This window comes from Hydrophilobacter chitinilyticus (genome assembly GCF_049860745.1).
Classification (GTDB): Bacteria; Pseudomonadota; Gammaproteobacteria; order Burkholderiales; family Burkholderiaceae_C; genus Rhodoferax_B.
The window spans coordinates 3511609-3537727 of record NZ_CP187561.1 but is presented as its reverse complement, the minus strand read 5'-3'; the positions used below and the strand labels follow the sequence as shown (position 1 = coordinate 3537727).

At 60.5% G+C, this 26119-nt stretch carries 25 protein-coding genes; 14 read left to right on the top strand and 11 right to left on the bottom strand.

The genetic code is table 11. From position 1 onward, the window contains the following. Positions 1–52: 52 nt before the first annotated feature. A complete protein-coding gene (locus tag ACPWMG_RS15710) occupies positions 53–646 on the top strand; it encodes an antibiotic biosynthesis monooxygenase (RefSeq protein ID WP_483300413.1) in 594 nt (197 codons plus the stop codon). Positions 647–680: 34 nt separating this feature from the next. On the opposite strand, the gene ACPWMG_RS15705 is transcribed toward ACPWMG_RS15710, so the two are convergent. Continuing rightward, the gene (locus ACPWMG_RS15705; protein WP_483300412.1) at positions 681–1430 is read right to left on the bottom strand and encodes a GntR family transcriptional regulator; all 750 of its coding nucleotides are present in this window, start codon (positions 1428–1430) and stop codon (positions 681–683) included. 351 nt (positions 1431–1781) lie between these two features. Between ACPWMG_RS15705 and ACPWMG_RS15700 the strand changes: the two genes are divergently transcribed. From ACPWMG_RS15700 to ACPWMG_RS15680, 5 genes are read left to right on the top strand one after another with little or no spacing between them, the layout of a single operon-like run. After that, positions 1782–2666 (top strand): ABC transporter permease, encoded by an 885-nt coding sequence (locus ACPWMG_RS15700; RefSeq protein WP_483300411.1) that lies wholly within the window; start codon positions 1782–1784, stop codon positions 2664–2666. Further along, positions 2663–3457, top strand: coding sequence for an ABC transporter permease (locus ACPWMG_RS15695; protein WP_483300410.1), 795 nt, complete (start codon positions 2663–2665; stop codon positions 3455–3457). Before ACPWMG_RS15700 ends, ACPWMG_RS15695 begins: the two co-directional genes overlap by 4 nt. 51 nt (positions 3458–3508) lie before the next feature. Continuing rightward, complete coding sequence (locus tag ACPWMG_RS15690) at positions 3509–4591, top strand: ABC transporter substrate-binding protein (RefSeq protein WP_483300409.1); 1083 nt, start codon at positions 3509–3511, stop codon at positions 4589–4591. A gap of 38 nt (positions 4592–4629) precedes the next feature. Beyond that, positions 4630–5748, top strand: coding sequence for an ABC transporter ATP-binding protein (locus tag ACPWMG_RS15685; protein ID WP_483300408.1), 1119 nt, complete (start codon positions 4630–4632; stop codon positions 5746–5748). Positions 5749–5758: 10 nt separating this feature from the next. Beyond that, positions 5759–6499, top strand: coding sequence for a maleate cis-trans isomerase family protein (locus ACPWMG_RS15680; protein WP_483300407.1), 741 nt, complete (start codon positions 5759–5761; stop codon positions 6497–6499). 21 nt (positions 6500–6520) lie between these two features. On the opposite strand, the gene ACPWMG_RS15675 is transcribed toward ACPWMG_RS15680, so the two are convergent. Continuing rightward, the gene (locus ACPWMG_RS15675; RefSeq protein ID WP_483300406.1) at positions 6521–7249 is read right to left on the bottom strand and encodes a cytochrome c biogenesis CcdA family protein; all 729 of its coding nucleotides are present in this window, start codon (positions 7247–7249) and stop codon (positions 6521–6523) included. Continuing rightward, entirely contained in the window at positions 7249–7635 is a 387-nt protein-coding gene (locus ACPWMG_RS15670; RefSeq protein ID WP_483300405.1) for a thioredoxin family protein, read from the bottom strand. Before ACPWMG_RS15670 ends, ACPWMG_RS15675 begins: the two co-directional genes overlap by 1 nt. Positions 7636–8005: 370 nt before the next feature. Here ACPWMG_RS15670 and ACPWMG_RS15665 point away from each other — a divergent pair, with 370 nt between their 5' ends. The 6 genes from ACPWMG_RS15665 (at position 8006) to ACPWMG_RS15640 (ending at position 14779) form a co-directional block, all read left to right on the top strand. Then, entirely contained in the window at positions 8006–8164 is a 159-nt protein-coding gene (locus tag ACPWMG_RS15665) for a DUF3309 family protein (protein ID WP_422829645.1), read from the top strand. Between the two features lie 571 nt (positions 8165–8735). Next, positions 8736–9341: a malonic semialdehyde reductase gene (locus tag ACPWMG_RS15660; protein ID WP_483300404.1), complete on the top strand. Its 606-nt coding sequence runs from the start codon at positions 8736–8738 to the stop codon at positions 9339–9341. A 132-nt stretch (positions 9342–9473) separates the two neighbouring features. Then, positions 9474–10862 (top strand): aldehyde dehydrogenase family protein, encoded by a 1389-nt coding sequence (locus ACPWMG_RS15655; protein WP_483300403.1) that lies wholly within the window; start codon positions 9474–9476, stop codon positions 10860–10862. A gap of 54 nt (positions 10863–10916) precedes the next feature. Beyond that, positions 10917–11900, top strand: coding sequence for a Bug family tripartite tricarboxylate transporter substrate binding protein (locus tag ACPWMG_RS15650; RefSeq protein WP_483300402.1), 984 nt, complete (start codon positions 10917–10919; stop codon positions 11898–11900). A 104-nt stretch (positions 11901–12004) separates the two neighbouring features. Further along, positions 12005–13768, top strand: a complete 1764-nt coding sequence (locus tag ACPWMG_RS15645) for a thiamine pyrophosphate-binding protein (RefSeq protein WP_483300401.1) — start codon at positions 12005–12007, stop codon at positions 13766–13768. 12 nt (positions 13769–13780) lie between these two features. Beyond that, a complete protein-coding gene (locus ACPWMG_RS15640; protein WP_483300400.1) occupies positions 13781–14779 on the top strand; it encodes an ABC transporter substrate-binding protein in 999 nt (332 codons plus the stop codon). On the opposite strand, the gene ACPWMG_RS15635 is transcribed toward ACPWMG_RS15640, so the two are convergent. The 3 genes from ACPWMG_RS15635 to ACPWMG_RS15625 all read right to left on the bottom strand — a co-directional run bounded on the left by ACPWMG_RS15635 (position 14776) and on the right by ACPWMG_RS15625 (position 18568). Then, positions 14776–15720: a LysR substrate-binding domain-containing protein gene (locus tag ACPWMG_RS15635; RefSeq protein ID WP_483300399.1), complete on the bottom strand. Its 945-nt coding sequence runs from the start codon at positions 15718–15720 to the stop codon at positions 14776–14778. The two genes, ACPWMG_RS15640 and ACPWMG_RS15635, sit on opposite strands and share 4 nt — an antisense overlap. 170 nt (positions 15721–15890) lie before the next feature. Beyond that, positions 15891–16649: an iron ABC transporter ATP-binding protein gene (locus ACPWMG_RS15630; protein WP_483305269.1), complete on the bottom strand. Its 759-nt coding sequence runs from the start codon at positions 16647–16649 to the stop codon at positions 15891–15893. A 947-nt stretch (positions 16650–17596) separates the two neighbouring features. Continuing rightward, a complete protein-coding gene (locus ACPWMG_RS15625) occupies positions 17597–18568 on the bottom strand; it encodes a Bug family tripartite tricarboxylate transporter substrate binding protein (RefSeq protein ID WP_483300398.1) in 972 nt (323 codons plus the stop codon). Between the two features lie 105 nt (positions 18569–18673). On the opposite strand from ACPWMG_RS15625, the gene ACPWMG_RS15620 reads away from it, so the two are divergent. Then, positions 18674–19429 (top strand): IclR family transcriptional regulator, encoded by a 756-nt coding sequence (locus tag ACPWMG_RS15620; protein WP_483300397.1) that lies wholly within the window; start codon positions 18674–18676, stop codon positions 19427–19429. A gap of 5 nt (positions 19430–19434) precedes the next feature. Here ACPWMG_RS15620 and ACPWMG_RS15615 read toward each other — a convergent pair whose 3' ends face one another. From ACPWMG_RS15615 to ACPWMG_RS15600, 4 genes are all read right to left on the bottom strand, one after another. Continuing rightward, positions 19435–20349: an SMP-30/gluconolactonase/LRE family protein gene (locus ACPWMG_RS15615; protein WP_483300396.1), complete on the bottom strand. Its 915-nt coding sequence runs from the start codon at positions 20347–20349 to the stop codon at positions 19435–19437. A 348-nt stretch (positions 20350–20697) separates the two neighbouring features. After that, complete coding sequence (locus tag ACPWMG_RS15610; RefSeq protein WP_483305268.1) at positions 20698–21648, bottom strand: tripartite tricarboxylate transporter substrate binding protein; 951 nt, start codon at positions 21646–21648, stop codon at positions 20698–20700. 215 nt (positions 21649–21863) lie between these two features. Next, the gene (locus tag ACPWMG_RS15605; RefSeq protein ID WP_483300395.1) at positions 21864–22790 is read right to left on the bottom strand and encodes a hydroxyacid dehydrogenase; all 927 of its coding nucleotides are present in this window, start codon (positions 22788–22790) and stop codon (positions 21864–21866) included. Beyond that, positions 22787–23473 (bottom strand): RraA family protein, encoded by a 687-nt coding sequence (locus tag ACPWMG_RS15600; RefSeq protein WP_483300394.1) that lies wholly within the window; start codon positions 23471–23473, stop codon positions 22787–22789. Before ACPWMG_RS15600 ends, ACPWMG_RS15605 begins: the two co-directional genes overlap by 4 nt. Before the next feature lie 615 nt (positions 23474–24088). On the opposite strand from ACPWMG_RS15600, the gene ACPWMG_RS15595 reads away from it, so the two are divergent. After that, positions 24089–24265: an HAD hydrolase-like protein gene (locus ACPWMG_RS15595; RefSeq protein WP_483300393.1), complete on the top strand. Its 177-nt coding sequence runs from the start codon at positions 24089–24091 to the stop codon at positions 24263–24265. Between the two features lie 90 nt (positions 24266–24355). Here the strand turns inward: ACPWMG_RS15595 and ACPWMG_RS15590 are convergent, their stop codons facing one another. Beyond that, positions 24356–26116, bottom strand: a complete 1761-nt coding sequence (locus tag ACPWMG_RS15590; RefSeq protein WP_483300392.1) for a putative bifunctional diguanylate cyclase/phosphodiesterase — start codon at positions 26114–26116, stop codon at positions 24356–24358. Between the last annotated feature and the right edge of the window lie 3 nt (positions 26117–26119).

The following is a 26119-nucleotide window of genomic DNA, read 5'->3' as shown; positions in this document are numbered from 1 at the left end:
GGCCGCCATCACGATGTTGTGTTTGGCAGCCGTTTAGAGGGAACGCAGGGCTATGAGCAACTTGGCAGAGCAGGCGGTGACGGTGTTGATCAGCCGCCGTGTGAAAGCAGGGCACGAAGCTGACTTTGAGCGCATCACCGAGCAGATCATGGCGGCGGCCGCAGCCTTTCCCGGTTACCTGGGGGCGCAACTGGTACACCCGGGCGACGACCCAGGCGTGCACGACATTTTGTACCACGTGGTGCTGGCGTTCGATACCCAGGAGCATCTGGAAGCCTGGCAAAACTCTGCCGAGCGTGCGGCAGGTTTGGCCGCGTCGGCACAGCACATCGAAGGTGAAGGCGTGTCCATCATGCGTCCGGTTTCCGGTCTGGCGTTATGGTTCCGGTCACCTGCAGGCAGCGCTAACAGCGCGCCTGTGGCGCCGCCCCCCAAGTGGAAGGTTGCCATCGTCACGTGGTTGGGCATTTGCCCCACGGTGTATTTGATGTTTCTGCTGTTTGGCGAAGCGCTTGCGCCGTGGCCGTTGTTGCCGCGCATCGTCTTTTTGACCTTGCTGGTCGTGCCGCTGATGACCTGGGTGGTTGCGCCCCAACTCACCCGCATCTTCAAACCCTGGTTGTTCAAGGCCGCATCGGCCAAGTGACGCCGCTGGGCGCGGCGCCTGGGCATGACGTGATCTAACGAAACGCGTCTTCGAGTGAATGCTCCGCATCCACACGCGGCGCCAGGTTCAGCCCGGCTTCGATGTGCTCTAGGTGGTGCAGCATCAGCGAGGCGGCGCGGTCCGCGTCGCGCGCTTCGATGGCCGCGAGCAATTGTTCGTGTTCATCGGGCGTGCAACTCGGGCTGCCGGGTGCGTCGTACAAGATGATGCACAGGCAGGTCAGCGACTCCAGCTCGCGCAGCGTGCGTGCCAAGAAGCCATTGCCCGCAATTTCGGCCAGCATCAAATGAAATTCCCCGGTCAACACAATCAGCGCTGAGGTGTCGCCCGACGCACGCGCCTTGTTCTCACGCGCCACGTGGGCGCGCAAAGCGGTGATCTGCTTCGGCGTTGCCACTTCGGTCGCGGTGCGCACCAGGCTGGGCTCAATCAAGCGGCGCGCAGTGAACACATCGCGTGCTTCTTGCGGTGTGGGGCTGGCCACAAAGGCGCCCCGGTTGGGAATGTTGATGGCGATGCGGTCATGCACCAACCGGCCGGTGGCCTCGCGCACCTTGGTACGGCTGACTTCAAAAATCGCGGCGAGCTTGTCTTCAACCAATTGGGTGCCGGGCACCAGCCGGTGCTCCAGCACGGCGGTCAGGATGCGTTGGTAGATCTGGTCGGTGCTGAGGGGCGTGGAGGCGGCGGGCGCCGCTGCGAGCGTGGCTTTGGGGGCAGCTGCACGACGGCGCAGCGCGGGAGAAGAGAGTGGTGTTGCCATAGACATCGAGAGGCTCTTGGATTGCATACTATATCTAAGCATTTGTTATGTCGTAGGTGTTTGCAATTTCTAAGCCATGCCAGGCGAACGGGGAATGTCTCGGCCAAAGCCATTGGCAGAGGCCGCCTAGCCGCCGCGCACCGGCATGGATGCGCCATGCACCGCGACGTGGCGTTAGGCCTTGAAAAATGCACCACAATTGGTTTAAAAATCGCATGCAATCTTAAAAATCATTGCATGTAATCAAGATTAAGTCTGGCACGGAAGATGCGTGTGCTTAGGGGTTAGGCGCTTGTGGCGGTGGTTCGCGCAGCGTCGATTCAGTCCCCTCAGTCGCAACACGGTACTTCCATGGCCTTTCTTTCATCGGACAAAAAACAATCCTTGCCGGGGCTGCTGTTGCTGGCACCGGCGGTGGTGTTTCTGTTGGTGTGGTTCATCTGGCCCGTGCTGCAGATGCTTCTGCTCAGCGTCACGTCGCACAACGTCGATGGCGTGGCCGTGCCGGGCTGGACCTTGAACAACTACATCCGCTTGTTCACCGGCGATTTGTACGTGCGCATCCTGCTGCGCACGCTGCGTATCGCGGCGGCGGCGTGTTTCTTCTCGGTGTTGTTTGCCTACCCCTTGGCCCTGGCGATTGCGCGCGGTGGCCCCACCATGGCGCGCTTGGTCACCATCACCATCGTGGCACCGCTGCTGGTCAACGTGGTGGTGCGGGCCTACGGCTGGTCGGCCATTTTGAGCCGTAACGGCGCGCTCAACTACGTCGTCAAGGCACTGGGCATCTCGGACAACCCACCGCAACTGCTCTACACCGAATGGGCGGTGTTGATCGCCTGCGTGCACGTCTACCTGCCGTTCATGGTCATGCCTTTGGCGACGGCCATTGGCCGCATCGACCGCTCGCTGGAAGAGGCGGCGCGCATCGCCGGTGCCTCGCGGGTGGCCACGTTCTTCAAGGTGGTGTTGCCACTGAGCTTGCCAGGGTTGTCGGTCGGGGTGTCGCTGGTGTTCTCGCTCAGCGCTGCGGCCTATGTGATGCCGCAAATCCTGGGGGGCAACTTCTCGCCGTTGCTGGGCACGCTGATCGAGCAGCAGGTGGTGTCGCTCAGCGACTGGCCGTTTGGGGCGGCACTATCTGGCCTGCTGATCGTGATGGTGCTGGCCATCAACCTGGTTTTCCTTCAACTTTTGAACCGGCGCTTTGCCCGCTGGACGGCAGGTGCTGCATGAACGAGTCCACAAGTGTTTGGTTCAAGGTGCTGATTGGCGCCATCTTGCTGGTGGTGGTGGCGCCCTTGGTGGTGCCCATGATGATGGCGATATCCGACACGCCCAACATCGTGTTCCCGCCGCGCGGCTTCACGCTGCAATGGTTTGGCAAGGTGCTGCACAACCCCGATGCACAGGCGAGCTTTTCGTTCTCGTTGCAGCTTGCAGCCATCGTCACGTTTTTGTCGGTGTTGATTGGCGTGCCGGCGGCTGCCGGGCTGGTGCGCTATCGCGTGCCAGGGCGTGGTTTCATTCTGGGCCTGGTGTTGTCGCCGGTGGTGGTGCCGCTGCTGGTGACGGGTGTGGCGCTGCTGCAAGTGTTTTCGATGCTTGGCTCGCACGCCACGTTTTTGCAGTTGATCGTCGGCCACATGATCATTTGTTTGCCCTATGTGATCCGCGCCGTGACGGCCAGCCTGATGCTGGTGAACCGCAGCCTGGAAGACGCGGCTTCGGTGCTGGGCGCCACGCCCATGACGGTGGCGCGCAAGGTGATTTGGCCGCAGGTGCGCCCAGGTGTTTTGGCCGGTGCGGTGTTCGCCTTCATCGTGTCGTTTGACGACTACCCCATCTCGATGTGGCTGGCCGATGGCGACCACTTCCCGATCCCGCTGTACCTCGACAGCCAGATCCAGTTGTCGTTCGACCCGTCGATTGCCGCCATCTCGTCGTTGATGATTTTCTTTGCGCTGCTGCTCGTGCTGCTAATCGAAAAAGTGTTCGGCATCAGCATCGCCCGTCTAGCAACTTAAGTTTTAAACCCGTCCCGTCAGTCTTTCCATCTTTCATCCAAAGGACTCGCCATGTCTCAACTCCCCACCACCTCCCGCCGTAGCTTCGGCAAACTCGCGCTCGGCACCGCCGCCACCGTGGCCGCGCCGTTAGGCTTGATGCGCAATGCCTGGGCCCAAGGCAAGCAAATCCAGGTGGGCATCTGGGGTGGGGCGCAGGGCGAGTTCGTGCGCCGCAACATCATCCCCAAGTTTGAATCTGACTTCGGTTGCAAGGTGGTGGCCGAAGAGGGCTTCACCCTGGCCAACGTGCAGAAGATGCGCGCCACCAAGGCCAACCCCAAGTTCTCGGTGATGTTCATCGACGATGTGGCCATTCCCATGTGCCGCACCGAAGACCTGATCGCCCAGTTGCCCAAGGCCAACATGCCGGCGTTGGCCAAGCTCTACCCGCGTTTTGCGTACGACGGCTACGGCAGCGCGCTGGGCATTTCCATCGCCAGCATCTTCCACAACACCAGCGTGAAAGCGCCCACCAGCTACGCCGAACTGTGGGACCCGAAGTACGCTGGCAAGATCAAACTGGTCACGCCAAAAAACACGCCGTCGGTATTCTTCTTGATCGTGGCCGCCGCCGTGAAAACCGGCAAACCTTTCGCCCAAGCGCAATACGAAATCGACAACGCGTTCGACAAAGTGGCGGCCATCAAGCCCAACATCCAGAACATCTTTGACAACGGCCCGCAAGCCGCCAACGAGATCGCGCAGGGCCAGGCCGATATCGGTTTCATGGACTTGTCGAAATACATCTACCCCGCCACAGCCAAGGGCGTGCCCGTCACCATGGCCTTCCCCAAAGAAGGCAGCTTTGCCGGGGTGAACTGCCAAGTGCTGGTGAAGAACGGCCCGAACCAAGACCTGGCCGTGGCCTTCATGAACCGCATGTTGGAGCCCGGTGTGCAAAAAGGCTTGTCTGAATTCGCGTTCACCTCGCCACCGGTGTCGGGCATCGAGTTCTCGGCCGAGACCAGCAAGTACCTGGCCTACCCGGTGGAAGAGATGGACAAGCGCGGCCTGTTTGTGCCCGACTGGACGCACATCAACGCCAACCGCGCGCGCTGGACTGAGCAGCTCAACAAGATCTTCTCGGTCTGATCGTTGTTGGCTTGATTTGAATTGATGCGGAGAACCCCATGACGGCAACGCTTTCAGAAAACCCCACGCGTGGCGCCACGCTGCAGATCGACCAGGTGAGCCGCACCTACGGCAGCGGCCCGCCTGCTGTGGATGGTGTGAGCCTGCAAGTCGGGGGAGGGCAGATCCTGGCGTTGCTCGGCCCCTCGGGCTGCGGCAAAACCACCACGCTGCGCATGATTGCGGGGCTGGTGGCGCCGTCGGCTGGCGACATCCGCATCGATGGCGAATCCATCACCCGGCTGCCCACACACCAGCGCAACCTCGGCATGCTGTTCCAGAACTACGCGCTGTTTCCGCACCTCAACGTGCGCGACAACGTGGCCTTTGGTTTGGGCATGCGTGGCGTGGCCAAAGAAGAGGCCATGGCACGCAGCGATGAGGCGCTGAAGCTGGTGCAGTTGGGCGGCTATGCCGAGCGCATGCCGGCCGCGCTGTCAGGCGGGCAACAGCAGCGTGTGGCCTTGGCCCGCGCCATCGTCTACCAACCGCGTTTGCTGTTGCTGGACGAGCCCTTTGGCGCGCTCGACAAGAAGCTGCGCGAGACCATGCAGATCGAACTGCGCCAACTCTGCAACCAACTTGGTTTGACCACCGTGCTGGTGACGCATGACCAAGAAGAAGCCTTGGTGTTGGCCGATCAGATTGCGGTGATGCGCGGTGGTCGTATCGAACAAGTGGGCCCCGCACGCACGGTGTACGAGCGGCCAGGCAATGCGTTTGTGGCGGGCTTCATTGGCACGTCGAACTTTGTGCCTGCAACCTTGGCAGGTGTAGACAACGGCGTGGCCACCTTGCGCACGGCTGCAGGTGTGGACTGGACCTCTACCGTGCCGACAGCGTTGCCCGTGGGCAGCCAGGTGCAGGTGGCCATTCGCCCTGAAAGCATTCGCCTGGTGCCCACCGACTCCACCCACACCCACGGCAACCATGTGAATGGCACGGTCACACAATCGGTGTTTGTCGGCCAGTATTTGTCGGTCTGGCTCAAGCTGCCGGGCGACGCGCATTTTGTTTGCACCGTGCCTGTGGAAGCCACGGGCACCGTGACCCCGCAACCCGGCGAAACCTGGCAGGCCGTGTGGTCGCCGGAGCGCACGCTAGTCGTACCCGCTTGAGAGAAAAAGCATGCCCAAACCGCTGAACCAAGTTTTTCTGGCCGAGCCCAAATTCATGGGCGTCGTCACGCCTTCGGGCAACACCGTGGTCGAGCGCGTGACCCTGGCGATTCTGGAAAATTTTCCCCAGGTCACGCCACTGTTTTCACGCACACCGGTGTTTGGCGAAACCGATGCTTACCCCACCAGCTACGACGAACCCGGCATGTTGGGTGCCGCGCGTTTGCTGGCCCATGCCAAGCCCGATGTGATGGTGTGGAACGGCAGCAAGGGCGCGAAGATTGGGGTGGCGTACGATCACGACTTTTCCGCCAAGGTATTGGCCGAAACCGGCATTCCCTCCAGTACCTCCATCATCGCCATGGAGCAGGTGCTGCGCGAGCAAAAGATCAAGCGTGTGGCGGTGGTGACACCGTACGACGACGTCTACCAAGAGAAGCTCATCGCCGCATTGGTTGAAGCTGGGTATGACGTGGTGGGCGAGAGCCACGCGGCGCAGAAGGGCAACATCTCGTTTGCGTCGATCAGCGCTGCGGAGATTGAAGCCTTGGTGCGCAAAGTGGCGCCGAGCAAACCGGATGCGATTTTGGTGTTGTGCACCAACCTGCCCGCCGCGCCAGTGGTGCCGGCGCTGGAAGAAGAGTTCGACACTCTGATTTTGGACTCGACCGCGCTGGGGGTTTGGGCGGGGCTGAAGCTGCTTGGTTTGGACACCACGCCGGCACGAGCCTGGGGCCGCTTGTTTGGGTGAGCCGCAGCCGTTGACTGCCCGTTAGTATCGCGTCGTCAACTGCGTAAGCCATAGTGGGGAGTGGTCTACCAGCCAAGACTCCACAGGCTTGTCCAAGCCGGTCAGAATCATCGCCGCGACGGCGAGCATGATGGCCCCCATGATCACCTTGCCGGTTTGGCCCGCCTGCATCAAGCGGCCACGCACGCGGCCCATAGCGCTGCGTGACGCGTAGGCCAGCACCACCACAGGCAACGCTGCGCCGATGCCGAAAATGCCCATCAACAACGCGACCTGCGGCAGATGCGAACCCTGGCTTGCCAGCAAAACGGCTGCGCCCAGGGTGGGGCCCACGCACGGACTCCACACCACCCCTAATACCAGTCCTACAGTGAACTGGCCCCACAAGCCGTCAATGCGTACCCGTGCCAGCAACGCATGACCGGCATTGCCAATGCCAGCGGTGGCAGACGCAAAGCGCTGCTGCAAGCTGCTCGACAGCAGCACCAGTCCCAGCGCCGCCAGTAGCGTGGCTCCCACGTAACGCAGCACCGAAGTGTCCAGATCAAACGCTCCACCAACCCAGGCCAGCGTACTGCCGATCACCGCGTACGACAGTGCCAAGCCTGCGGCCAAGGCTAGCGGCGCACGTGGATGCGTGTTGGCGGCCGAACCCAGCAATATCGGAACAATGGGCAGCACACAGGGTGAAAGCGTGGTCAACAGTCCGGCCAGAAAACCCAGACCATAAGAGCCGAGGCTGAAACCCATCAGTTCAGCGTCTTCTTGACCAATGCGTCCAGTCCCGCAGCCGAGGTGTCGCCCGTGGAGCGGGCCACCTCCTGTGCACCTTTAAAGGCCACCAGCGTGCTTTGTTGGCGCACGTTGAACTTCTTCAGCACAGGCTTATCGTCGTCGTAATCGACGGTCAGCAGCGTCACGTCTTTATAGGCGGGTTGCTGCATCAGGCCGTCGAGAATCGGCTTTTGCGCCTTGCAGGTCGGGCACCAGGTGGCGCTCACGTCTACCACCACAGGCTTTCCGGCTTGTGTCAGGGTGTCAAAGGTTTGTTGGCTGTAGGGTTTGATGTCCCCTGCGAAGGCGAAGGTGCTCAAGACGGAGAAAGACAGTAGAGCGGCGGCGCGGGCGAATTTCATGGAAGAGGCTCCGGTTAATAAAGGGAGAGAGGCTGCAAACCGCACTGGGCCGTGTTTGCAGGTCGATGTGCCGAAACATGTGCTGATTCGGTCACATGGGTTGGTCGCGCTATCAGCCCACTTCTTACAACTCCTGCCTCGAAATTCAGAGGCTATTTGTATCGTCATGTGGCGCGGCCTTACATGTCGGGCCCAGTGGGTTAAGTCAATATAGATCTTGGTTTGGCACATACCAAGTCGCTTACAGAAGCGCAGGGGCGTCGCTCCGTAGGAAAACCCTGACCGTGTGGCGCGATGGACACCGGCTGACGGCACGTTGCAAGGCAGCGACCATCACGCTCATACACAACGACGCTACAGGAGACCTGCCATGTCCATTTCACTCATTCTTTTGATCATCTTGATCCTGGTCCTCATCGGCGTCTTGCCCAGTTGGGGCCATAGCCGCGCTTGGGGCTACGGGCCCAGCGGTGGCGTGGGCCTGGTGGTACTGATTCTGGTGATCCTGCTGCTGATGGGCTACATCTAGTCCGCTTGCCGTATCCAAAAAATGCCGCGCAAGTCTTGGGACTTGTGCGGCATCTTCGTTTCTGGGCCTTTACTGTGGAATCAGACTGGCGACATCAAATACGCAATAGTCGGCAACGCACCTCTCATCGTTGAGCGTGAGAGCGGAAAAATCATTGAAACCGGAACGGCTCATTCCATTGAGTTTTATATCGAGAACCACTAGCGTCACGAGGCACCTCATGGCTAACCTTGTATTCCTGTGACTTGCCTCCGACCTGGATCTACAGGCCCGGGCTGAACCTCTGTCTCAGGCCGTCTTTCTGCATGAAGGGCGTAAGCTTTTTGGACGCGCTCTGATCCTTCACCGCGTTGGCGATCCGGCCAAGGTTCTTTGCAAACTTAACCATTTGCTCAAGTCCCCGGAAAACAAATTCAATCGACGCGAGATCGCGTTCTATGCAAACTTGTTGGCGGGATGTGTTTCAAAGAAAACGCACCAAAGCCGCGATCCCGGAGACAAGCAAGGGATCGCTGATCAGGTACTCGTTCATGTGACCTGATCGCCAGCTCGTCACTACAGAAATGAACTCATGAATACTGTCAAAAATGCTGTCGACGCGGCCGCGCTCGACCAGTTGTTTCTAACCGCCAGAACCTATAACGGCTGGTTGCCCACTCCCGTCCCCGATGCGTTGATCAGGCAGCTTTATGACACGCTGAAAATGGCGCCGACCAGCGGGAACTGCAACCCCATGAGGGTTGTGTTTGTGAAGTCGCCTGAGGGCAAGAAGAAGTTGTTGCCCGGCTTGAAACCGGCCAATGCCGAGAAGACCATGCAGGCCCCTGTGACCGCCGTCATGGGCTACGACACCGCGTTCTATGAGCATCTTGATTTGCTCGCGCCGCACGTGGCCAAGGACCGGCGGGCCAACTACATCGCAGATCCAGAACTGGCGCAACGGGCCGCTTTCCGCAATGCAACATTGCAAGGGGCCTACATGCTCATGGCGGCACGTGCCCTGGGGCTGGATTGCGGGCCCATGTCGGGCATCCTGCACGATGTTCTGGACCACGAGTTCTTTCCCGGTGGCAAGGTGGTTTCCAACTTCATCATGAACATCGGCTACGGCGATCCGGCAAGCGTTCGCCCACGAGCGGCCCGCTTCGAATTCGACGACGTCTGCACCATCATTTGAGATGGCCATTGCCCATTCCCCTGCAACGAGAAGGACCTGTCTCCCGTGAACAAAGCACCTGAAGAATCTCTGCCCAAACAACGCAACCTCTACTATGGTGGCCAGTGGCAAGCCTCTGCATCCGGCTCACGCATGCCGGTGCTCAACCCGAGCACCGGAAAGAGTCTCGGCGATGTCTCTGAAGCGTTGTCGAGTGACGTGGATGCCGCTGTGGCGGCCGCTGACACCGCTTACCGCACATGGCGCAAAGTCGCACCGGCCGAACGTGCCAGGCTGCTCCGCAAGATTGCCCAGATCATCCGTGAGAATGCGCATGAACTGGCTATGGTGGATGCTGTCGATGGTGGCATCCCGATTGAAGAGGGCCTGCGTGACGTCGCCAATGCTGCGGCGCAATACGATTTCTTTGCCGGCCTGGTCACGGAGATGAAAGGCGAGTCGGTGCCGCTCGGACCCGACTCCGTCAATTTCTCCGTGCGCGAACCCCGAGGGGTAGTGGGTCGCATCATTCCGTTCAACCATCCGTTCATGTTCTGTGCCGCCAAGTCGGCAGCACCCATGGCGGCTGGCAACACGGTGGTGGTCAAAACGCCCGATCAGGCCCCGTTGAGCGCTTTGCGGTTCGCAGAGCTGATTGAAGGTGTGCTTCCCGCAGGCGTGTTCAACGTTTTGTCTGGGGGCCGTGAAGCGGGGGCTGCACTGGCTTCTCATCCCGGCGTTGCGATGGTGTCACTCATCGGCAGTGTTCCGGCAGGGCGTGCGGTGATGCGTGCGGCAGCGGACACGATCAAGCCAGTGCTGCTTGAACTCGGCGGCAAAAACGCTTTGATTGCCTTACCTGATGCCGATCCAGATGAAGTCGCCGACGGCGTGATCGCGGGCATGAACTTCACTTGGTGCGGGCAGTCATGCGGATCGACCAGTAGGGTCTTTCTGCATGCGGCCATCCACGATGCGGTGGTCGAACGCGTCAAAAAACGCATGTCTCAATTCCAGCCCGGCGACCCGACGAACCCTTCAACCACCATGGGCGCCATGATCAGCCAGGTGCAGTTCGAGAAGGCCCTCAGTTTCATTGAGCAAACCAAGCAAGAGGGCGCGCGGCTGTTGCACGGCGGCAAGCGCTCGGACGATCCCCATCTGGCCGGCGGCTTCTTCGTAGAGCCCACGATCTTTACGGAGGTGACGCCATCCATGCGCCTCGCCCGCGAAGAAGTGTTTGGCCCGGTGCTCGGCATATTTCGTTGGACCGATGAAGAGGAAATGCTGGCGGCCGTCAACGGTGTCGAGTTTGGCCTGACCTGCTCGATCTGGACCAATGACGTGCGGCATGCGCATCGCCTGGCGGCAGACGTGCAGGCCGGGTTCGTCTGGATCAATGAAGTCTCGCGTCACTTTCTGGGCACGCCGTTTGGCGGCTACAAGCAATCGGGCCTGGGCCGCGAAGAATGCCTGGAAGAGCTGATCAGCTACACGCAGCAAAAACATATCCATGTGAATTTGAAGCGGCCGGCTCGCTAGCGTCACAACGCTGTGACGGGCGGAAGATCGAAAAACGACAAAGAGGAGACAAAAATGAAAAAAGCATGTTTGTGGTCGGTGGCGCGTGCAGCACCCGCGCTCGCGTTGGTTGGTGCGATGTTCGCGAGTCCTGCCATGGCGCAGACCAAACCGTTTCCTGGAGACCGCACGATCAGCCTGGTGGTGGGCTTTGCGCCAGGCGGCTTCGCGGACAGCTTCGCACGTGTCATCGCGGATGAACTGGGTCGCAAGTGGAACGCCACCGTGATCGTTGAAAACAATGCGGGGGCGGGCGGCAACATCGCCACCGCCAACGTCGCCAGCAGGGCCGCCGACGGTTACCGCGTGCTGGTGACCACGACGGCAATTGCCATCAACAGCACCCTGTACGTCAAGCCCGGCTACAACCTCAACGACCTGACGCCCGTGGCAGTGCCCGTTTCTTCGGCGGAATCCATTGCCACCAATCCGTCGCAACCCAAGTCGCTCAAGGCCTTTCTTGAGGCGTTCAAAGACAAGGAAATTTCTTTCGCAACGGCGGGGGTCGGCTCGGGCTCGCATATTGCCGCAGAGTACTTTCTGAAGAACATCGCCAAGGTCAAAGCGCTGCATGTGCCTTTTCGTGGCGGCAACTTGTCGGTTCAGGCCGCCGTGGGAAATCAGGTCGACCTGGTGGCGTCTTCCTTCGGTGTGGCGGCCCAGGTGAACGACGGCAAATTGACAGGCTTGGCGGTGGGCAGTGTGGCGCGCGTGCCCAGCATGCCAAGCGTGCCGACGTATACCGAGAGCGGCTATCCGTTTCAGGCGGAGTCGTGGGTCGGGCTGTTTGTGCCCACCAAAACACCGGCCGACATCATCCAGAAGTACAACGCGAGCATCTTGGAGATCATGGCCGACCCTGCCGTGAAGGCGAAGTTGACCTCCATGGGTTTTCAGCAACACCGCCGAACGGTTGAAGAGTCGACAGACTATGTGAAAGACGAAGTCGTCAAGTGGGGCACGATGGTCAAGGCTATCGATCTCAAGGTTGACCAGTAAGGCACTCGCCAGCGTTCTTGCGAAACCTGCACCTTTTAAGGCGCGGCCTCACCACGTGCCGCGCGATCCATATCACCGCATTTATTGAGAAGAGCTTGTACGTCATGACAGAAAAATCCGCCCCAGCGGGCAACACTTCCGTGGTGTGGGGCAGCGATGTCATCGCAGAAACCATTCGGGCGCTAGGCTATCGTTATATTGCTCTGGTGCCGGGCTCCAGCTTTCGCGGTCTGCATGACAGCCTGGTCAACCACCTGGGCAATCACGATCCATCGATGGTGGTGTGTCTGCACGAGGAACATGCTGTTTCCATTGCCGATGGTTTCTCGCGTGTTGCGCAGGAGCCGATGGCGGTGGCATTACACGCCAATGTGGGCGTGATGCATGCCTCGATGACCATCTTCAACGCCTGGTGCGACCGACGGCCCATGCTCATCATCGGGGCCACGGGGCCGGTGGATGCGCGCAAGCGTCGGCCCTGGATCGACTGGATTCACACCTCGAAAGACCAGGGGGCGTTGATCCGCAACTTCATCAAGTGGGACGACCAGCCCACCTCGCCTGAAGCCGCGATTGAGGCGGTGTTGCGCGCCGACCAGATCACGCGAACGGCCCCGGCCGGCCCTGTGTATGTGTGCCTGGAGGTCGAAATGCAGGAAACGGCGCTCGACCGCACGGTCAAGGTGCCAGACATCCGGCGCTTTAGCCTTCCTGACGCACCAGCTGCGGCTGCCGACACCCTCCAGAAGGTGATCAGCGCGCTGCGCGAAGCCAAGTCCCCGGTGCTGCTGTTTGGCCGTGGCTCACGCGAAAGCACGGCCTGGCAAAACCGGGTGGCCCTTGCCGAGGCGTTGGGTGCAAGCGTCATGACGACCTTGCACAATGCCGCCTGCTTTCCCACCGAACACCCGTTGCATCACCTGCCACCCGTGGGTGAACGCCCGGATGCGGCCGAGAGTGCGCTGCTGCGTGAGGCCGACCTCGTCGTATCGTTTGACTGGCATGACCTGGCCGGATTTCTGAGTGCGCGGTTTGGTGAGATGCAAACACAAACACCGGCGCCAACCTGCATCGTGCATTGCTCGGTCGACGGCTTTGCGGCCAACGGCTGGACGATGGACCACCAGGCCTTCCCGGCGGCCGACATCCGTGTGCTGGCCGACCCCGACAGTTTCGTTCGCCAACTACTCGCCGAAATACGCGCCCAAAAAGACTGGACGCCCATCAGCCATAAAACCACTGGGCACTGGACGGACACGGCCCCAACCGGCCCGGATGCCACGCTGCCGTTCAACTCGGAGCAACTGGCCTTCACGCTGTCGGCCTTCTCGCGGGACAAAGACGTCACCTTTGCGCGTCTTCCCTTTGGCTGGCCGCGCATCGCCAGCCGTTTCACCACACCGCTCGACTTTCTTGGCAAGGACGGTGGCGGCGCCGTGGGCACGGGTACGGGGCACACCGTTGGCGCCGCGCTGGCTTTGCGGGGCAGTAGCCGCCTGACCATTGGCGTGATTGGGGATGGCGACTACCTCATGGGCGTCAACGCGTTGTGGACAGCTTCGCATATGAAGATTCCCATGATAATGGTCGTGGCCAACAACCGCTCGTACTACAACGACGAGGTCCACCAAGAAAGAATGGCCAAGCAACGCGGGCGGCCGGTCGAAAACAAAGGCATTGGACAGAAGCTCAACGACCCGGCCCCAGACATCGTCGGACTGGCTCTTTGCCAGGGCTTCGAAGCTGGCGAATCGGTAGGCAGCGCCGAAGAGCTGCAGCGTGCGCTTGAAAAGGGGGCGGCTGTGGTGGCGGCAGGTGGCCGCTACATCATCGACGCGCTGATCATTCCTGGTTACTCGGACAAATAAGCGGGGGGCCGAATGGAAAAAAACACTGTGACCCAAACACCTCAAACACTGACGGTGGCCTGTGGTGTCTACGACCGCACATGGCCACTCGCCGCGTCGGTGGCCGCCGTGCCCGGCTACGAACTGGCCTGGAAGCACCTTCCAACGGAGGAGATATTTTTGCGCGGCATGCTGGGCGGAGAGTTCGATATTGCCGAGATGTCGATGAGTTCCTATCTGCTGCAGTGTTCGCGCGGAGAGAACCTCTATCAGGCGATTCCGGCCTTCGTGTCCCGCAAGTTCCGGCATGGATCGATCTATGTCCGAGCCGATGCCGGCATTGAAACCCCGGCAGATCTACGGGGCCGCAAGATCGGCGTGCCAGAGTATCAACTGACGGCCAACGTCTGGGCGCGCGGGCTGCTGTCCGATGAGTATGGCGTTCGCTCGAATGAAATCCATTGGGTTATCGGTGGGGTAGAGGAGCCGGGGCGCGATGAAAAGATTCCCGTGCACTTGCCCGAGAGCTTTCAATTCACCCGGCTGCAGCCGGGGGAAACACTCTGGGAGATGATGACGCAGGGACGGCTAGACGCCATCATCGCCCCCCGTGCACCGCGCGCATTTGTCAACGGCGACAAGCGCATCCGGCGCTTGTTTGCCGATACGGTTTCGGCCGAGAAGGCCTACTACCAGAAGACCCGCCTGTTCCCCCTGATGCACGTGGTAGGCATCCGCAAGGACGTGATTGCCAGCGCGCCCGATCTGCCATCGGCGTTACTGAGCGCTCTGGAGGCCGCGAGGCGCCACGCGTTGGGCCAACTGCATCAGTCCAATGTGGACACCACCATGCTGCCTTGGCTCGATGCGCATCTGAGAGAGACCGAGGACATCATGGGTAAGGACTACTGGCCTTACGGTACCGAGGCCAATCGCAGAGACATCGAAACGCTGTGCCGGTACTCGCACGAACAAGGCATCATCAGCACACGAATGAAGGTCGAAGACCTGTTTCCGCTGGCCCTGTCTTAACTGGCTTTTTTGATTTGTTCGGCTGCCTTCTCCAGGCAGTCGACCATCATCTGCGCGGCCGGCGTCAAGCCGCGGCTCTTATTCCACATGACCCCCACCGGGCGAATGAGCAGCTTGGGAAGTGCCAGCGGCAGCACATGCAGCGATTGCGTTTCATCTCGCTGGGCTGCGGCGAAGGGCATGACACCGATGGCATGGTTCATTTGCATGTAGGAGATTGCCAGGTGGTGGGACAGGGTTTCGACATAGGTATGGGGAAGACCAAGCCCGTGCTGTTCCAGGATGCGGTCAAACGGAGCGCGCAACAGCGAACCCGAAGGAGGCAACACCCATGGGTAGGGCTGCAGGTCCGACCATTTCAGTTTTTTCTTTTTGGCAAGCGGGTGCTGGCGGCCGGTCAGCAGCGCGACGGGTTCTTCCAGCAACTCTATTTCGTTCAAGCCGTTGATGGCATCGCGCGATGCCAGCCGCCCAATCACCATGTCCAGTTTGCCTTGCCACAGATCGGGCAGCAGGTTGGTGGTGGAGGCTTCAGAGACGAGAACATTTGTGCCGGGGGCCCGCTGCCTGAGCAGCGTTAAAGACGTGGGCATTAGTACCGACGTCCAAGAAGGAGAGATGCCCACTTGGATTTTGCCCTCTACCCCCGAACTCAACGCTCGCAGGTCGTCACGCGCGTTGTGGATGTTGACCATCATCGCTCGGGCATGGCGTATCAGGCAGGCGCCGTAGGCTGTGGGGCGCACGCCCTGGAGGGAGCGCGTGAACAACTCCAGCCCCAGTCCTCTCTCCAACTCCGCCAGAGCCTTGGAGACCGCTGGCACGGTCACATGGGAAATATCGGCGACCTGTTTCAAGTTGCCAAAGTCGTCGAGTGCCACCAGGAGGCGAAGGTGACGCGCCTTGAGATTGACCTGCAAGTACGAATCGATTTGGGACATTCAGAGTACCTTGTCTTCGCTGCGGTGCAGCAAACGAAATGGCCAATCTATTGACACTGAAATGGCCCCGGCTTTTCTGACGATTCTGCCTCGGCAACGAAAGATCTGCTGCCAACATTCGGTCTACGGAACTTCGCCAATAATCAGCGTCACCCCACCCGCCCCGCTGGTCAGCGATAGTAAACGCCGATACGCTGCCCGTTGATTTCATGCACAGTGACGTTCTGCCCATATAGCTCTTGCAGCAAATCGGCGCGAATGATGTCTTGTGGTGCTCCCTGTGCCGCCACGCGCCCTTTGTGCATGGCCACGATGTGGTCGGAGTAACACGAAGCGAAGTTGATGTCATGCAGCACCAAGACAATCGTTTTACCCAGGTGCTTGGCCATGTTTTTCAGCAGTTTCATCACGACCACTGAGTGGTGTATATCCAGACTGTTGATCGGTTCGTCTAGCAGCACGTATTCCGTGTCCTGGCAGAGCACCATGGCAATGTAGGCGCGTTGGCGCTGCCCTCCGGATAGTTCATCCATAAACCGGTCGGCTAACGGCTCAAGCTCCAAGTTCGCCAAGGCAGCATTGATATGCGTGCGATCGGCCTTCGTGAGCTGGCCCTTGGAATAGGGATAGCGACCGAACGCAACCAGTTCGCGCACCGTCAGACGCGTCACCGTTTGATTGTCCTGCTTCAGGATGGCGAGGCGGCGCGCCAAGACATTACTGGGTGTTCGGGTGACGTCGACCCCATCCACGGTCACTGTTCCTGATGATGCCGGCGCCAACCGGCTCACCATGCCCAGCAACGACGACTTGCCCGCACCGTTGTGTCCAATGATGGTGGTCAAGCCTCCGGCGGGAATGCGCAATGAGATGTTGTCGATGACCGCGACATCGCCGTAATGTTTAGACGCGCGCCGCGCTTCAATCATCGCGCCGATCTCCGCGCTAACGTGTTCCAAGGATGGCTGAACATCTAGCCTCTCACAAGCTCAATGTTGCGGAGGAATAGCCCGCTTTGAGTTGTTCCAATAAGGTGGGTAAACATGACTTTCCTCTTAACCAGATCCTGCCGACAGCGCCGTGAATGCGATCCCGCCCAACAAGCTAAAACGTACGATGGACGTAGTGGAGAAGATCGACTCTTATGGTCGCGATGTCGAAGAGACATGCGTCACAGGACGACACATGCGTCGCGGCAGTATATGGATGGGCGAGCGGTTTGAAAGATGACGCGTTCAGCAGCCAGATAACTGTGAGTTATCAGCGGTGTTGCCTTCAAACCTTTTCATTTGAGGTGTCCTCGTCGTCCTAAACGCAAAGGATTTGGCGATCGGATACTGACGGCGTGTTTTCTCTGTACCTTCGTTCCGTCAGCATCGGGCGGGCTATCGGCTGATGGCACCGGTTGCTGCCCGTGGGTGAGCGGGCAGGGCGTTAGGCATACATTGATTTTGACGTTGCACATTGCCCGTCAAGTTATCAGCTACTCCCTACTACCTTCGGTACTCGTCAACACGGTGCTCTTTGGTCGGTGTTTGGCGCCTAGTTGGCGAGCCATGCGATGAGAAGTACGACGCAAAGTGCCGCCAATGTTGGATGGCGGCACTGTTTTCTGCAGGTCGTACCTCTAGGGTGCGCCGTATCGGTGGCTGAGTTCATTGAGTAGGTTTCCGCCGAGTAAGGCGGAGTCCGGCGCCACGAGCGGACATGGATCAACTGTCCTCAGTTGGGACAGAAACGCCCATGTCATTGCGACATGCGGACATTTCTGTACTCGACCGCTTTTTCAAGCGCCAAACATCAACGATGACTATCGACGTAAGTGAATCATCGAGGAGGGTGTTTCCGCGCTTGGGTTAGCAAGTTTGGCGACAGTTCAGTCCACCTTGGCGCCAGAGTCCTTGACCAGTTTGCCCCAACGTGGAATATCTTCGCGAATCATCTTGGCAAATTGCTCTGGTGTGCTGGTCGCCACGTCGGCGCCTTGCTCGCCAAGTTTCTTGTCCAGTTCCGCGTCCTTCAGCGCCTTGTTGAGATCACCGTTGAACTTGGCAGTGATGTCCTTGGGCAGGTTGGCCGGGCCCAGAATGCCGAACCAGGTGATCGACTCAAAACCCTTGTAGCCAGATTCGGCAATGGTCGGCACATCCTTGATGTCGTCCACGCGTTGCGGTGAGGTGACCGCGAGCGGTCGCATCTTTCCAGACTTGATGTGGCCCAACAGCGTGGGAATGGTCGAAACGTAGAGTTGCACTTGCCCGCTGATGACATCGGTCGCGCCTTGGGCTGCACCCTTGTACGGGATGTGCGTCATTTGGATGCCAGCCGCCTTTTGGAACGATTCCATGGCCAGGTGGGACACCGTCCCGTTGCCGGAAGTCGCGAAGTTGATGAAGGTCGGCTTTTCCTTGGCGGCCTTCACCACATCGCCAATCGTCTTGTAGGGAGAGTTCGCCCCGGTCACGATCACCAGGGGCGACGTTGCCACCAGTCCCACCGGGGTCAAGTCCTTGACCGGGTCGTACGGCAGCTTGGGGTACAGCGTCGGGTTGATGGCCAGATTGCTCGTCTGCCCCATGACAAGGGTATACCCATCAGGCGCCGCTTTCGCGACCGTGTCCACGCCCAGGTTCCCACCCGACCCGGGCTTGTTTTCCACCACGAACATGTAGCCGGACGCTATGAGCTTGTTGGTGACCTCGCGGGTAATCATGTCGGTACCGCCGCCAGCGGGGAACGGAACAATGAGGCGAATGGGTTTTGCGGTGGGCCACGTCTGGGCCTGCGCAACGGAAGAAAATAGGCAAATGGCCAAGCCTGAAAGCGCGGCGCGATGGAATAGCGGCATGTGTTGTCTCCTTTATGGAAGGACGTCTCTCGTCCCTTTGGGTTGACTGTAGAGCCGGGTTGCACGCAATACAATGACGTTCCGCAGAATGAACCAAGGTGCGATATGCGAAACAAGGAAGAAGACACGGATTCGGAACCCAATGGCGGCGTGATTGCGGTCACGCGCGCTCTGTCTCTGATGGAGGCGTTCGAGGTCGGCGAAGCTTCTCTTTCGCTGGCGGAATTGAGTCGCCGAAGCGCCATGCACAAGACCACAGTGTTGCGCTTGGCGAGGACTCTTGCGCTGTCGCACTACATGGTGCAGACCGACGACGGGCAGTGGCGATTGGGGCCTGCAGCCGGATGGCTAGGCGCGCGCTACCAATCCGGGTTCGATGTCAACAACGTGGTCGAACCGGCGCTCCACGAACTGGTCAGATTGACCGGCGAAAGTGCTTCGTTCTATGTTCGCGAAGGCAACATTCGCTCTTGCGTGGCGCGTGTAGAGGGGCCTCAATCGGTTAGGCACAACGTGCGCATCGGCGAGCGGCTGCCATTGGACAAGGGCGCGCCGGGCCGGGTCATCCTGGCTTTCAGCGGGGCCAAGGGCGAACCCTATGAAGGTATTCGAACGCGCGGATTCCACATCTCTCTGGGGGAGCGGGAAGCAGAAGTTTCCAGTGTGGCTGCACCCGTGTTCCGCACGAACTGGAACCTTTTAGGTTCCATGTGCATCTCGGGCCCAAGCTCGCGGCTCACCAAGGCAAAGCTGGAGAAACATGCCAAGAGCGTGGTCCATGCCGCCAACCAGCTTTCATACGCACTGGCTGGCAGTCGATCCTCTGCAACGCCAGCGGTGGTCTCGCGCTGGCATCCTTAACGCGTCTAGCGTTTCGCCAAAGGCAGGCCCGGTGCAGCCATCGTTGCTTGCAACACCTGCCCGTGGGTGGAGTCGGTCACGAACAAGGTTTGTCCGTCCGCTCCCCCAAACGCCAGGTTGGTCGTGGAAGCCCCTGCGGTGCCGCGCAACACTTCCACCGGCTCCCCTCGGGTGTTCAGCACCCAGACATAGCCCAGTCCCGGGTTGGCCACCAGTAGACGGCCCTGCGCATCCACCGCGAGCCCGTCCGGGCCGCTAGGGCCATACGAAGTAAAAAACTGACCGACTTTGGCTACACTGCCGTCGGGCAGCAGCGGTACGCGCCAAACGCAGTTTCCGCGCGTCACCGCCAGGTAGAGAACTTTGCCGTCTGGCGACAAGGCCACCCCATTGGGGCTGGGCACATTGTCCAGCAGCAGGTCTAGCCGGCCATCGCGGCCTAGGCGGAAGAGGCGCCCCGTGGGGTCGTGCAGCCCGGTCTGCCCCTGGTCCGTGAAATAGAGATTGCCAGCGCCGTCGAAAATCAAATCATTCACGCCCTTGAACCGTTCGCTGTTGCGACGCTCGAGGAAGGGGCTCACTTCGCCGGTTGCCACATCCAACTGCATCAACCCGTTTTTGTAGTCGGTGATGAGGAGCGTCTTCTGGTCCAGGAACTTCATGCCGTTGGGCTCGCCGTCGTACTCGGCAATACAGGTCCATTGCCCTCGTGAATCGATGCGGAACACCCGGCCCCAAGGAATGTCGCAAACGTAGAGATTGCCAGCGTCGTCTACAACCGGGCCTTCGAGGAAGGAGTCCGTGGGCGCACCACCCCGGTTAGCCTCGGCCCAGGCGCTACGCTCTGGACGTCGCAGGGTGATTGGCATCGCGCTGAAAAGCGCAAGCTCTCGTACTTGAGGGGGCTGAAGAAGAAACATGTTTTTAGTTCCTGTGGGCGCGTGCGTGCGCCGTGTTCATGTCGAAGAGAAGCCGTACAGGGCTTGGGCGTTGTCTACAGGATGCGCTTCATCGTAGCCGCATCGTCTTCGCACCGAGCGGCAAGCAGATCCGCCTGACTGCTTCACCCAAGCTTTGCCGCCGTCGAGTCATCGCTGGAATACACCGAACGCTGGCGCCTGTGTGTCTTCGACGTGCTCGATGCGACCCCGTGCGGCCAGGCCGCGAAGCGCGGGATAAAGATGTGCATGTGACGGTCGCATGCCAACGCTGGGAGTGGGCGTGCGGGTCTGTCGGTGCTCCGCGCGATCAGAACAGCCTCAAGCCGATCAATCCGCCTTGATATCACCGGTGCGAACCACCTCGTTCCACTTGGTGTCTTCCTTCTTGAGGAAGGCGGCAAACTCGGCGGCGGTGGAGCCTACAGGCTGGGCACCGAGGTCCTTCAGGCGCTGCTGTACTTCGTCTTCCTTGAGGACTTCGACAACCGTTCTCTGGAGCTTTTCAGCGATGTCCTTCGGCGTCTTCGCCGGCAGCAGCATGCCGTTCCATTCGTAGGCCTCGTAGCCCGGCACCACCGTTTCGGCCACGGTCGGGACATCCGGCAGACGCGGCGACCGCTGTGGCGACGACACGGCCAGGGCGCGCAGCTTGCCCGAGGTGATGAGGGGATAGGTTGCGGCAACCGTGCCGAACATGAAGTCGATCTGACCACCCATCACGTCGACGATGGCTGGCCCTCCGCTCTTGTACGGCACATGCAGCATGTCCAACTGAAGCTTCTGCCGAAAGAGCTCGGCTGCCAATCGCTGCACGGTGCCACTTCCACCGGATGCAAAGTTGACCTTGCCCGGCTCCTTCTTGGCTTTTGCGACCAGGTCATTCACCGTCTTGAACGGCGAATCAGCCTTGACGATCAGCGCATTTGGGGCCAGCAGCACCAGCGACAGGGGTTGCAGCGCGTCTGCCGAGAAAGGCATCTTCGGGAACAGATGCGGATTGATGGAGTACGGGGTTGCGTCGTACAGAATCGTGTAGCCATCGCCCGGGGCCTTGGCGACGAACGCAGCACCAATGGTGCCACTGGCTCCCGCACGGTTGTCGACAATGACGCTGGTGCCCAGCTTCGCCCCCATGCGGGTGGCGATCACGCGGGCTACCGCGTCAGCCGCGCCACCTGGCGCATAGGGCACCACAATGGTGATGGGGCGCTCTGGATAAGCGGCATGCGCCGCAAACGCGACGGACGCAAGGGCGGCCAAGGCCATACGGCGGGACATGCTGCGGGCCACGCGGTCGGTGAAGGAAAGCTTGAAGGAAGTCATGTATGTCTCAGTGTCTCGTTTGGTGTTTGTGATTTGTCTAAGGGATTACTCGGCTTTAAGGTCGAACTCGCGTGCCTACAACTGCAGCACGCTCAGCAGGTCTCGGCGGCGTGGATAGATGCATGGTTTGTCTCCTCTTGCGTTCTAGTTTTCGGTTCTAGCCGCTCGGGCTAAGCCTCGACCGCGTGCTTCTCGACCACGGCCAGCAAGTTTTTGGCCGATGCGATACCCATGTTGACGTAGGCATCGCTGGTCACGCCGCCGATGTGCGGACTCAGCAAAATGCGCGGCTCAGCGTGGAAGGGATGGTCGGGCGCCATGGGCTCCACGGCGAAGCTGTCCAGGCCGGCGCTGGCAACTTGTCCCGATTGAATGGCCGCAAGCAGTGCGCCTTCGTCGATCAGTCCGCCACGAGCGGTATTCACCACGATGACGCCTCGCTTGCATTGGGCAAGCGATTGCGCGTTGACCATTCTGCGGTTCTCGTCGGTCAGCGGACAGTGCAATGAAATGACATCGGCTTCGCGCCAAATCTCTTCAAGCGTCGATGGTTGGATGGTGGCGGGCAGATTCTTCGCAAAGGGGTCGAAGCCCAGGACTTTCATCTCCAGCGCGTCCGCCATCTTGGCAAAGCGTTGGCCAATGGCACCCAGGCCAATAACACCGACGGTACGGCCACCGAGTTCCAAGCTCTTGTGCGTCGCCTTGTCCCAGTGACCGGCGCGCATGCGGGCGTCGAGCGCCACCACTGATTTCGCACAAGCCAGCATCAGTGCCAAGGCTTGCTCCGCAACCGCCGCAGCGTTGGCTCCGGCCGCAGCCACCACTTCGATGCCACGCGCCTGCGCCGCAGTCTTGTCAATGGTGTCCGTGCCGCTGCCGTGCTTCGAGATGACTTTCAGAGAAGGCGCCGCGTCCATGATGGCGGCAGTCACCTTGCCATAGCGCACGATGATGGCCGTGGGGTCGTACGTCTTGCACAGCGCGATGAGATCGGCCTCGTTCGGCGTCTTGCCGGCGTAAACGACTTCATAGCCTTGCAATAGTTGCAGTGCTTGGGGCGCCAGGTCGGCGCCCGTGACCAGAACCTTCTTCACAGCGACTCTCCTTCCTTCAGCACGCCTGCAGCACGCAGGGCGGCAGGCAGCCACTTGGAGGCGGTGTCACCACGGGCAATGGCGTCCAGGCGAGCGGCTTCGTCGGCCACCTTCTTGTCGGCCAGCGCCAGCATCCCCGGGGCTTTTGCGCGCTCAATGACCACAACGCCATCGGCGTCGCCCACCACGAGATCACCGGGATTCACCGTCGCCCCGCCAGCGGAAATCGGGTGGTTGATGCGGCCGGAAATGAACTTTGTAGGACCTGCCGGGTTAAAGCCCGCGCTGAACACCGGAAAGCCGAGTTCCAGCAGTTCCAGCTTGTCGCGAATCGCGCCGTCGACGATGACACCAGCCAGGCCCTGCTTCTTGCAGGCGCTGAGCATCAGCGTGCCCATCAGAGCAGCCGTCTGGTCACCCTTGCCATCAATCACCAACACATCGCCCGGCTTGGCGAGTGCTATTGCCGCGTGGATCATCAGGTTGTCGCCAGGCCGGACTTCGACGGTGAACGCGGGGCCTGCGACGACCATGCTGTGGTGCACCGGCGCGATGCGCGCGCTCATGGTGCCGCGACGGCCCGCCACGTCGGCAAGGATGGCTGCTTGATATGTGGACGCTTTGGAGACGACATTAGCGGAGACGCGCTCGAATTCGCGAATGATTTCGGGGAGTTGGCTCATGGCTTCTTTCTTGAGGTGTGAGAAATGAGAGGGGACGAGCCGAGGGTGAAGTCGGCTTCGATGTTTATGTCGCGTTGAAGTGCACCTGGGCGCTACGGACCTGGCTGTCGGTGGCGCACGTAAACGCTGCTGTCCGCAGGAATGCCATCAAGGCTTGGTGTTCCATGGGTTGTATCTACACCGGCAGCCTGGTCTACACCGGCCTGCCAGTCGAGGTCTGCTGGAACGCCTCAAAATCGATGGTGGCCGTGGCCACTGCCCCATAAACATCTACTTGTCTCCGTTCTGGTCCCTCCGTCTTGGGTGGAGAGTTGTGGGGACTGTAGGTCGGCGTTGCATTGGTCACAATGATGGTTCATTTAATGAAACGCATGGCGTTCTGCGAAACGCCCGGTTCACGCACAGGGATTGCAAACGACGGCCGCGTCGGGGACTCCGTGGCACGCGTGCACTAACGCCTAAATATTCGAACGCGAATGCGCAAGCCGAACGCCTGAATGCCGGAGAACGTTTTGGCCGGATGATGGCTTTTTGTTCGGGAGCTACTTTTGCGATAGGGCATGCTGAGCGGGCTGGGCGGCCGCACAGATGGCTCGCTCCTCCCACAAATCGGAAATGGTGCTCATCGGCGACCGGCTGGATGCTGATATTCTGGGCGCCCATCGGTACGGGATTGAAAGCTGTTGGTTCAATCCGGGCCGGCTGGACAATCGTTCTACCGTTGAGCCTACCTATGAGGTCAACTGCCTGCGCGACCTCGTTCAAGTGCTGAAGAACGGCTTGACGCGTTAGGCTTCAGCGGCCGCCCGGCGCCCACTGTTGTACTGCGACTGAGCCCAAACCCGCCGGACACCAAGCTGCAACAGCAACGCTCGATCAACGCTAAACCTCAGGTACAAGCTGCTGCGCCAACAGCGCTTCAAACTGCGGCGGCGGCAGGGCTTTGGAGTACAGCCAGCCCTGGTAGCAGTCGCAACCGTGCTCGCGCAGAAAGTCGAGTTGCTTGGTTTGTTCCACACCTTCGGCTACCACGCTCAAATGCATGGCGTGGGCCAGTGCCAGCACAGCGCGCACCAGCGTGGCGTCGGCTTCGCGCTCGGCAATGGGTTGGATGAAGGCGCGATCGATCTTCAGCCGGGTGATGGGGAACTCGCGCAGGTAGGCGAGTGACGAGTAGCCGGTGCCAAAGTCGTCGAGCGCAATGCCCACGCCGAGCTGGCACAGCTCGCGCAGCAGGTCTTTGGTTTGCTGCGGGTCGGCCATGGCTTCGGACTCGGTGATTTCGAGTTCAATCAACTCCGGTGGCGTGCCGAATTCGGCGAGTTGTTCACCCAGGCGTTTGGCCAGGCGCTGTTGGCGAAACTGCCGGGCCGAGAGGTTGATGCCGACGCGCAGCGGCGTGCCGGCCTTGGCCCAGGCGGCGGCTTGCTGGCAGGCGGTGCGGATCACCCAGTCGCCCAATGGCAAGATCAAACCCGAAGCTTCGGCGATGGGGATGAAGCGCGCCGGGCTCACGTCTCCCAGTTCGTGGTCGTGCCAGCGCAGCAGGGCTTCGGCGCCAATGATGCGGCCGCTGCACACGTCTACTTGCGGCTGGTAGTGCAGTGCCAGATGGCCGGCTTCGAGGGCCAGCTTCAGGCGCTCTTGCAACTGCACCTTTTCTTTCATCTGCGCGCCCATGCTGGCCGAGTACACCGCGAAGGTGCCGCGCCCGGCGGCCTTGGCGCGGTACATGGCCATGTCGGCGTAACGCAGCAGGGTTTCGGCGTCGTGGGCGTCGCGCGGACACACCACCACGCCGATGCTGCCGCCGAGCTGGATTTCGCTGCCGTCCACCAGGGCGGGGCGGGCCAATGCGGCCAGCAGTTTGGTGGCCACATGGGCGGCGTCGGCCAGTTCCCCTATTTCGGGCAAGAGCACGATGAATTCATCGCCGCCCAGGCGCGCCAGGGTGTCGGCGCTGCGCAGCACGGCAGCGAGCCGGTGCGCCACTTCCACCAAGATCTTGTCGCCCACGGCGTGGCCATAACCGTCGTTGATGGATTTGAAGTCGTCCAGGTCGAGCAGCAACAAGGCCAAGGGGCGGCGCTGCCGGAGGGCCTGGGCCAGTGCCACGTTCAGGTGCTGGTGGAACATCCAACGGTTGACCAGGCCGGTCAAGCTGTCATGCGTGGCTTGGAATTGCATCTGCTGCTTCAGGCGTTTGACGCCGGTCATGTCGCGCACAAACACCACGGTGGCGGTGCGCTCGCCGGTTTGGCATTGGCTCAATGAAATGTCCACCGGCACCGAGATGCCGTCGCGGCGCAGCAAGCTCAGATTGCCGAGCCGGCCCATGGGGCGGCGTACCGGGTGCTCTGCATGGGCGCGCACGTTGGCTTGGTGGCGCTTGTGCATGGCCGGCGGCAGAAAGGTCTCGATCGGCATGCCAACCAGAGACTCGGCCACGTAGCCGGAGATCTGCGTCATGGCTTCATTGGCCAGCAAGATGGTGCCGTTGGGGTCGACCAGCATGATGCCGTCGGGCGCCGAGGCGATGATGGCGCGCGCCACGCCGTCGAGCAAACCGTTGGTGCGGCTGTGTGCGCCGTAGTACTCGGTGGGGCGGGCCAAAGAGGGGCTGGGCAGGGCGTCTCCGTACATCGG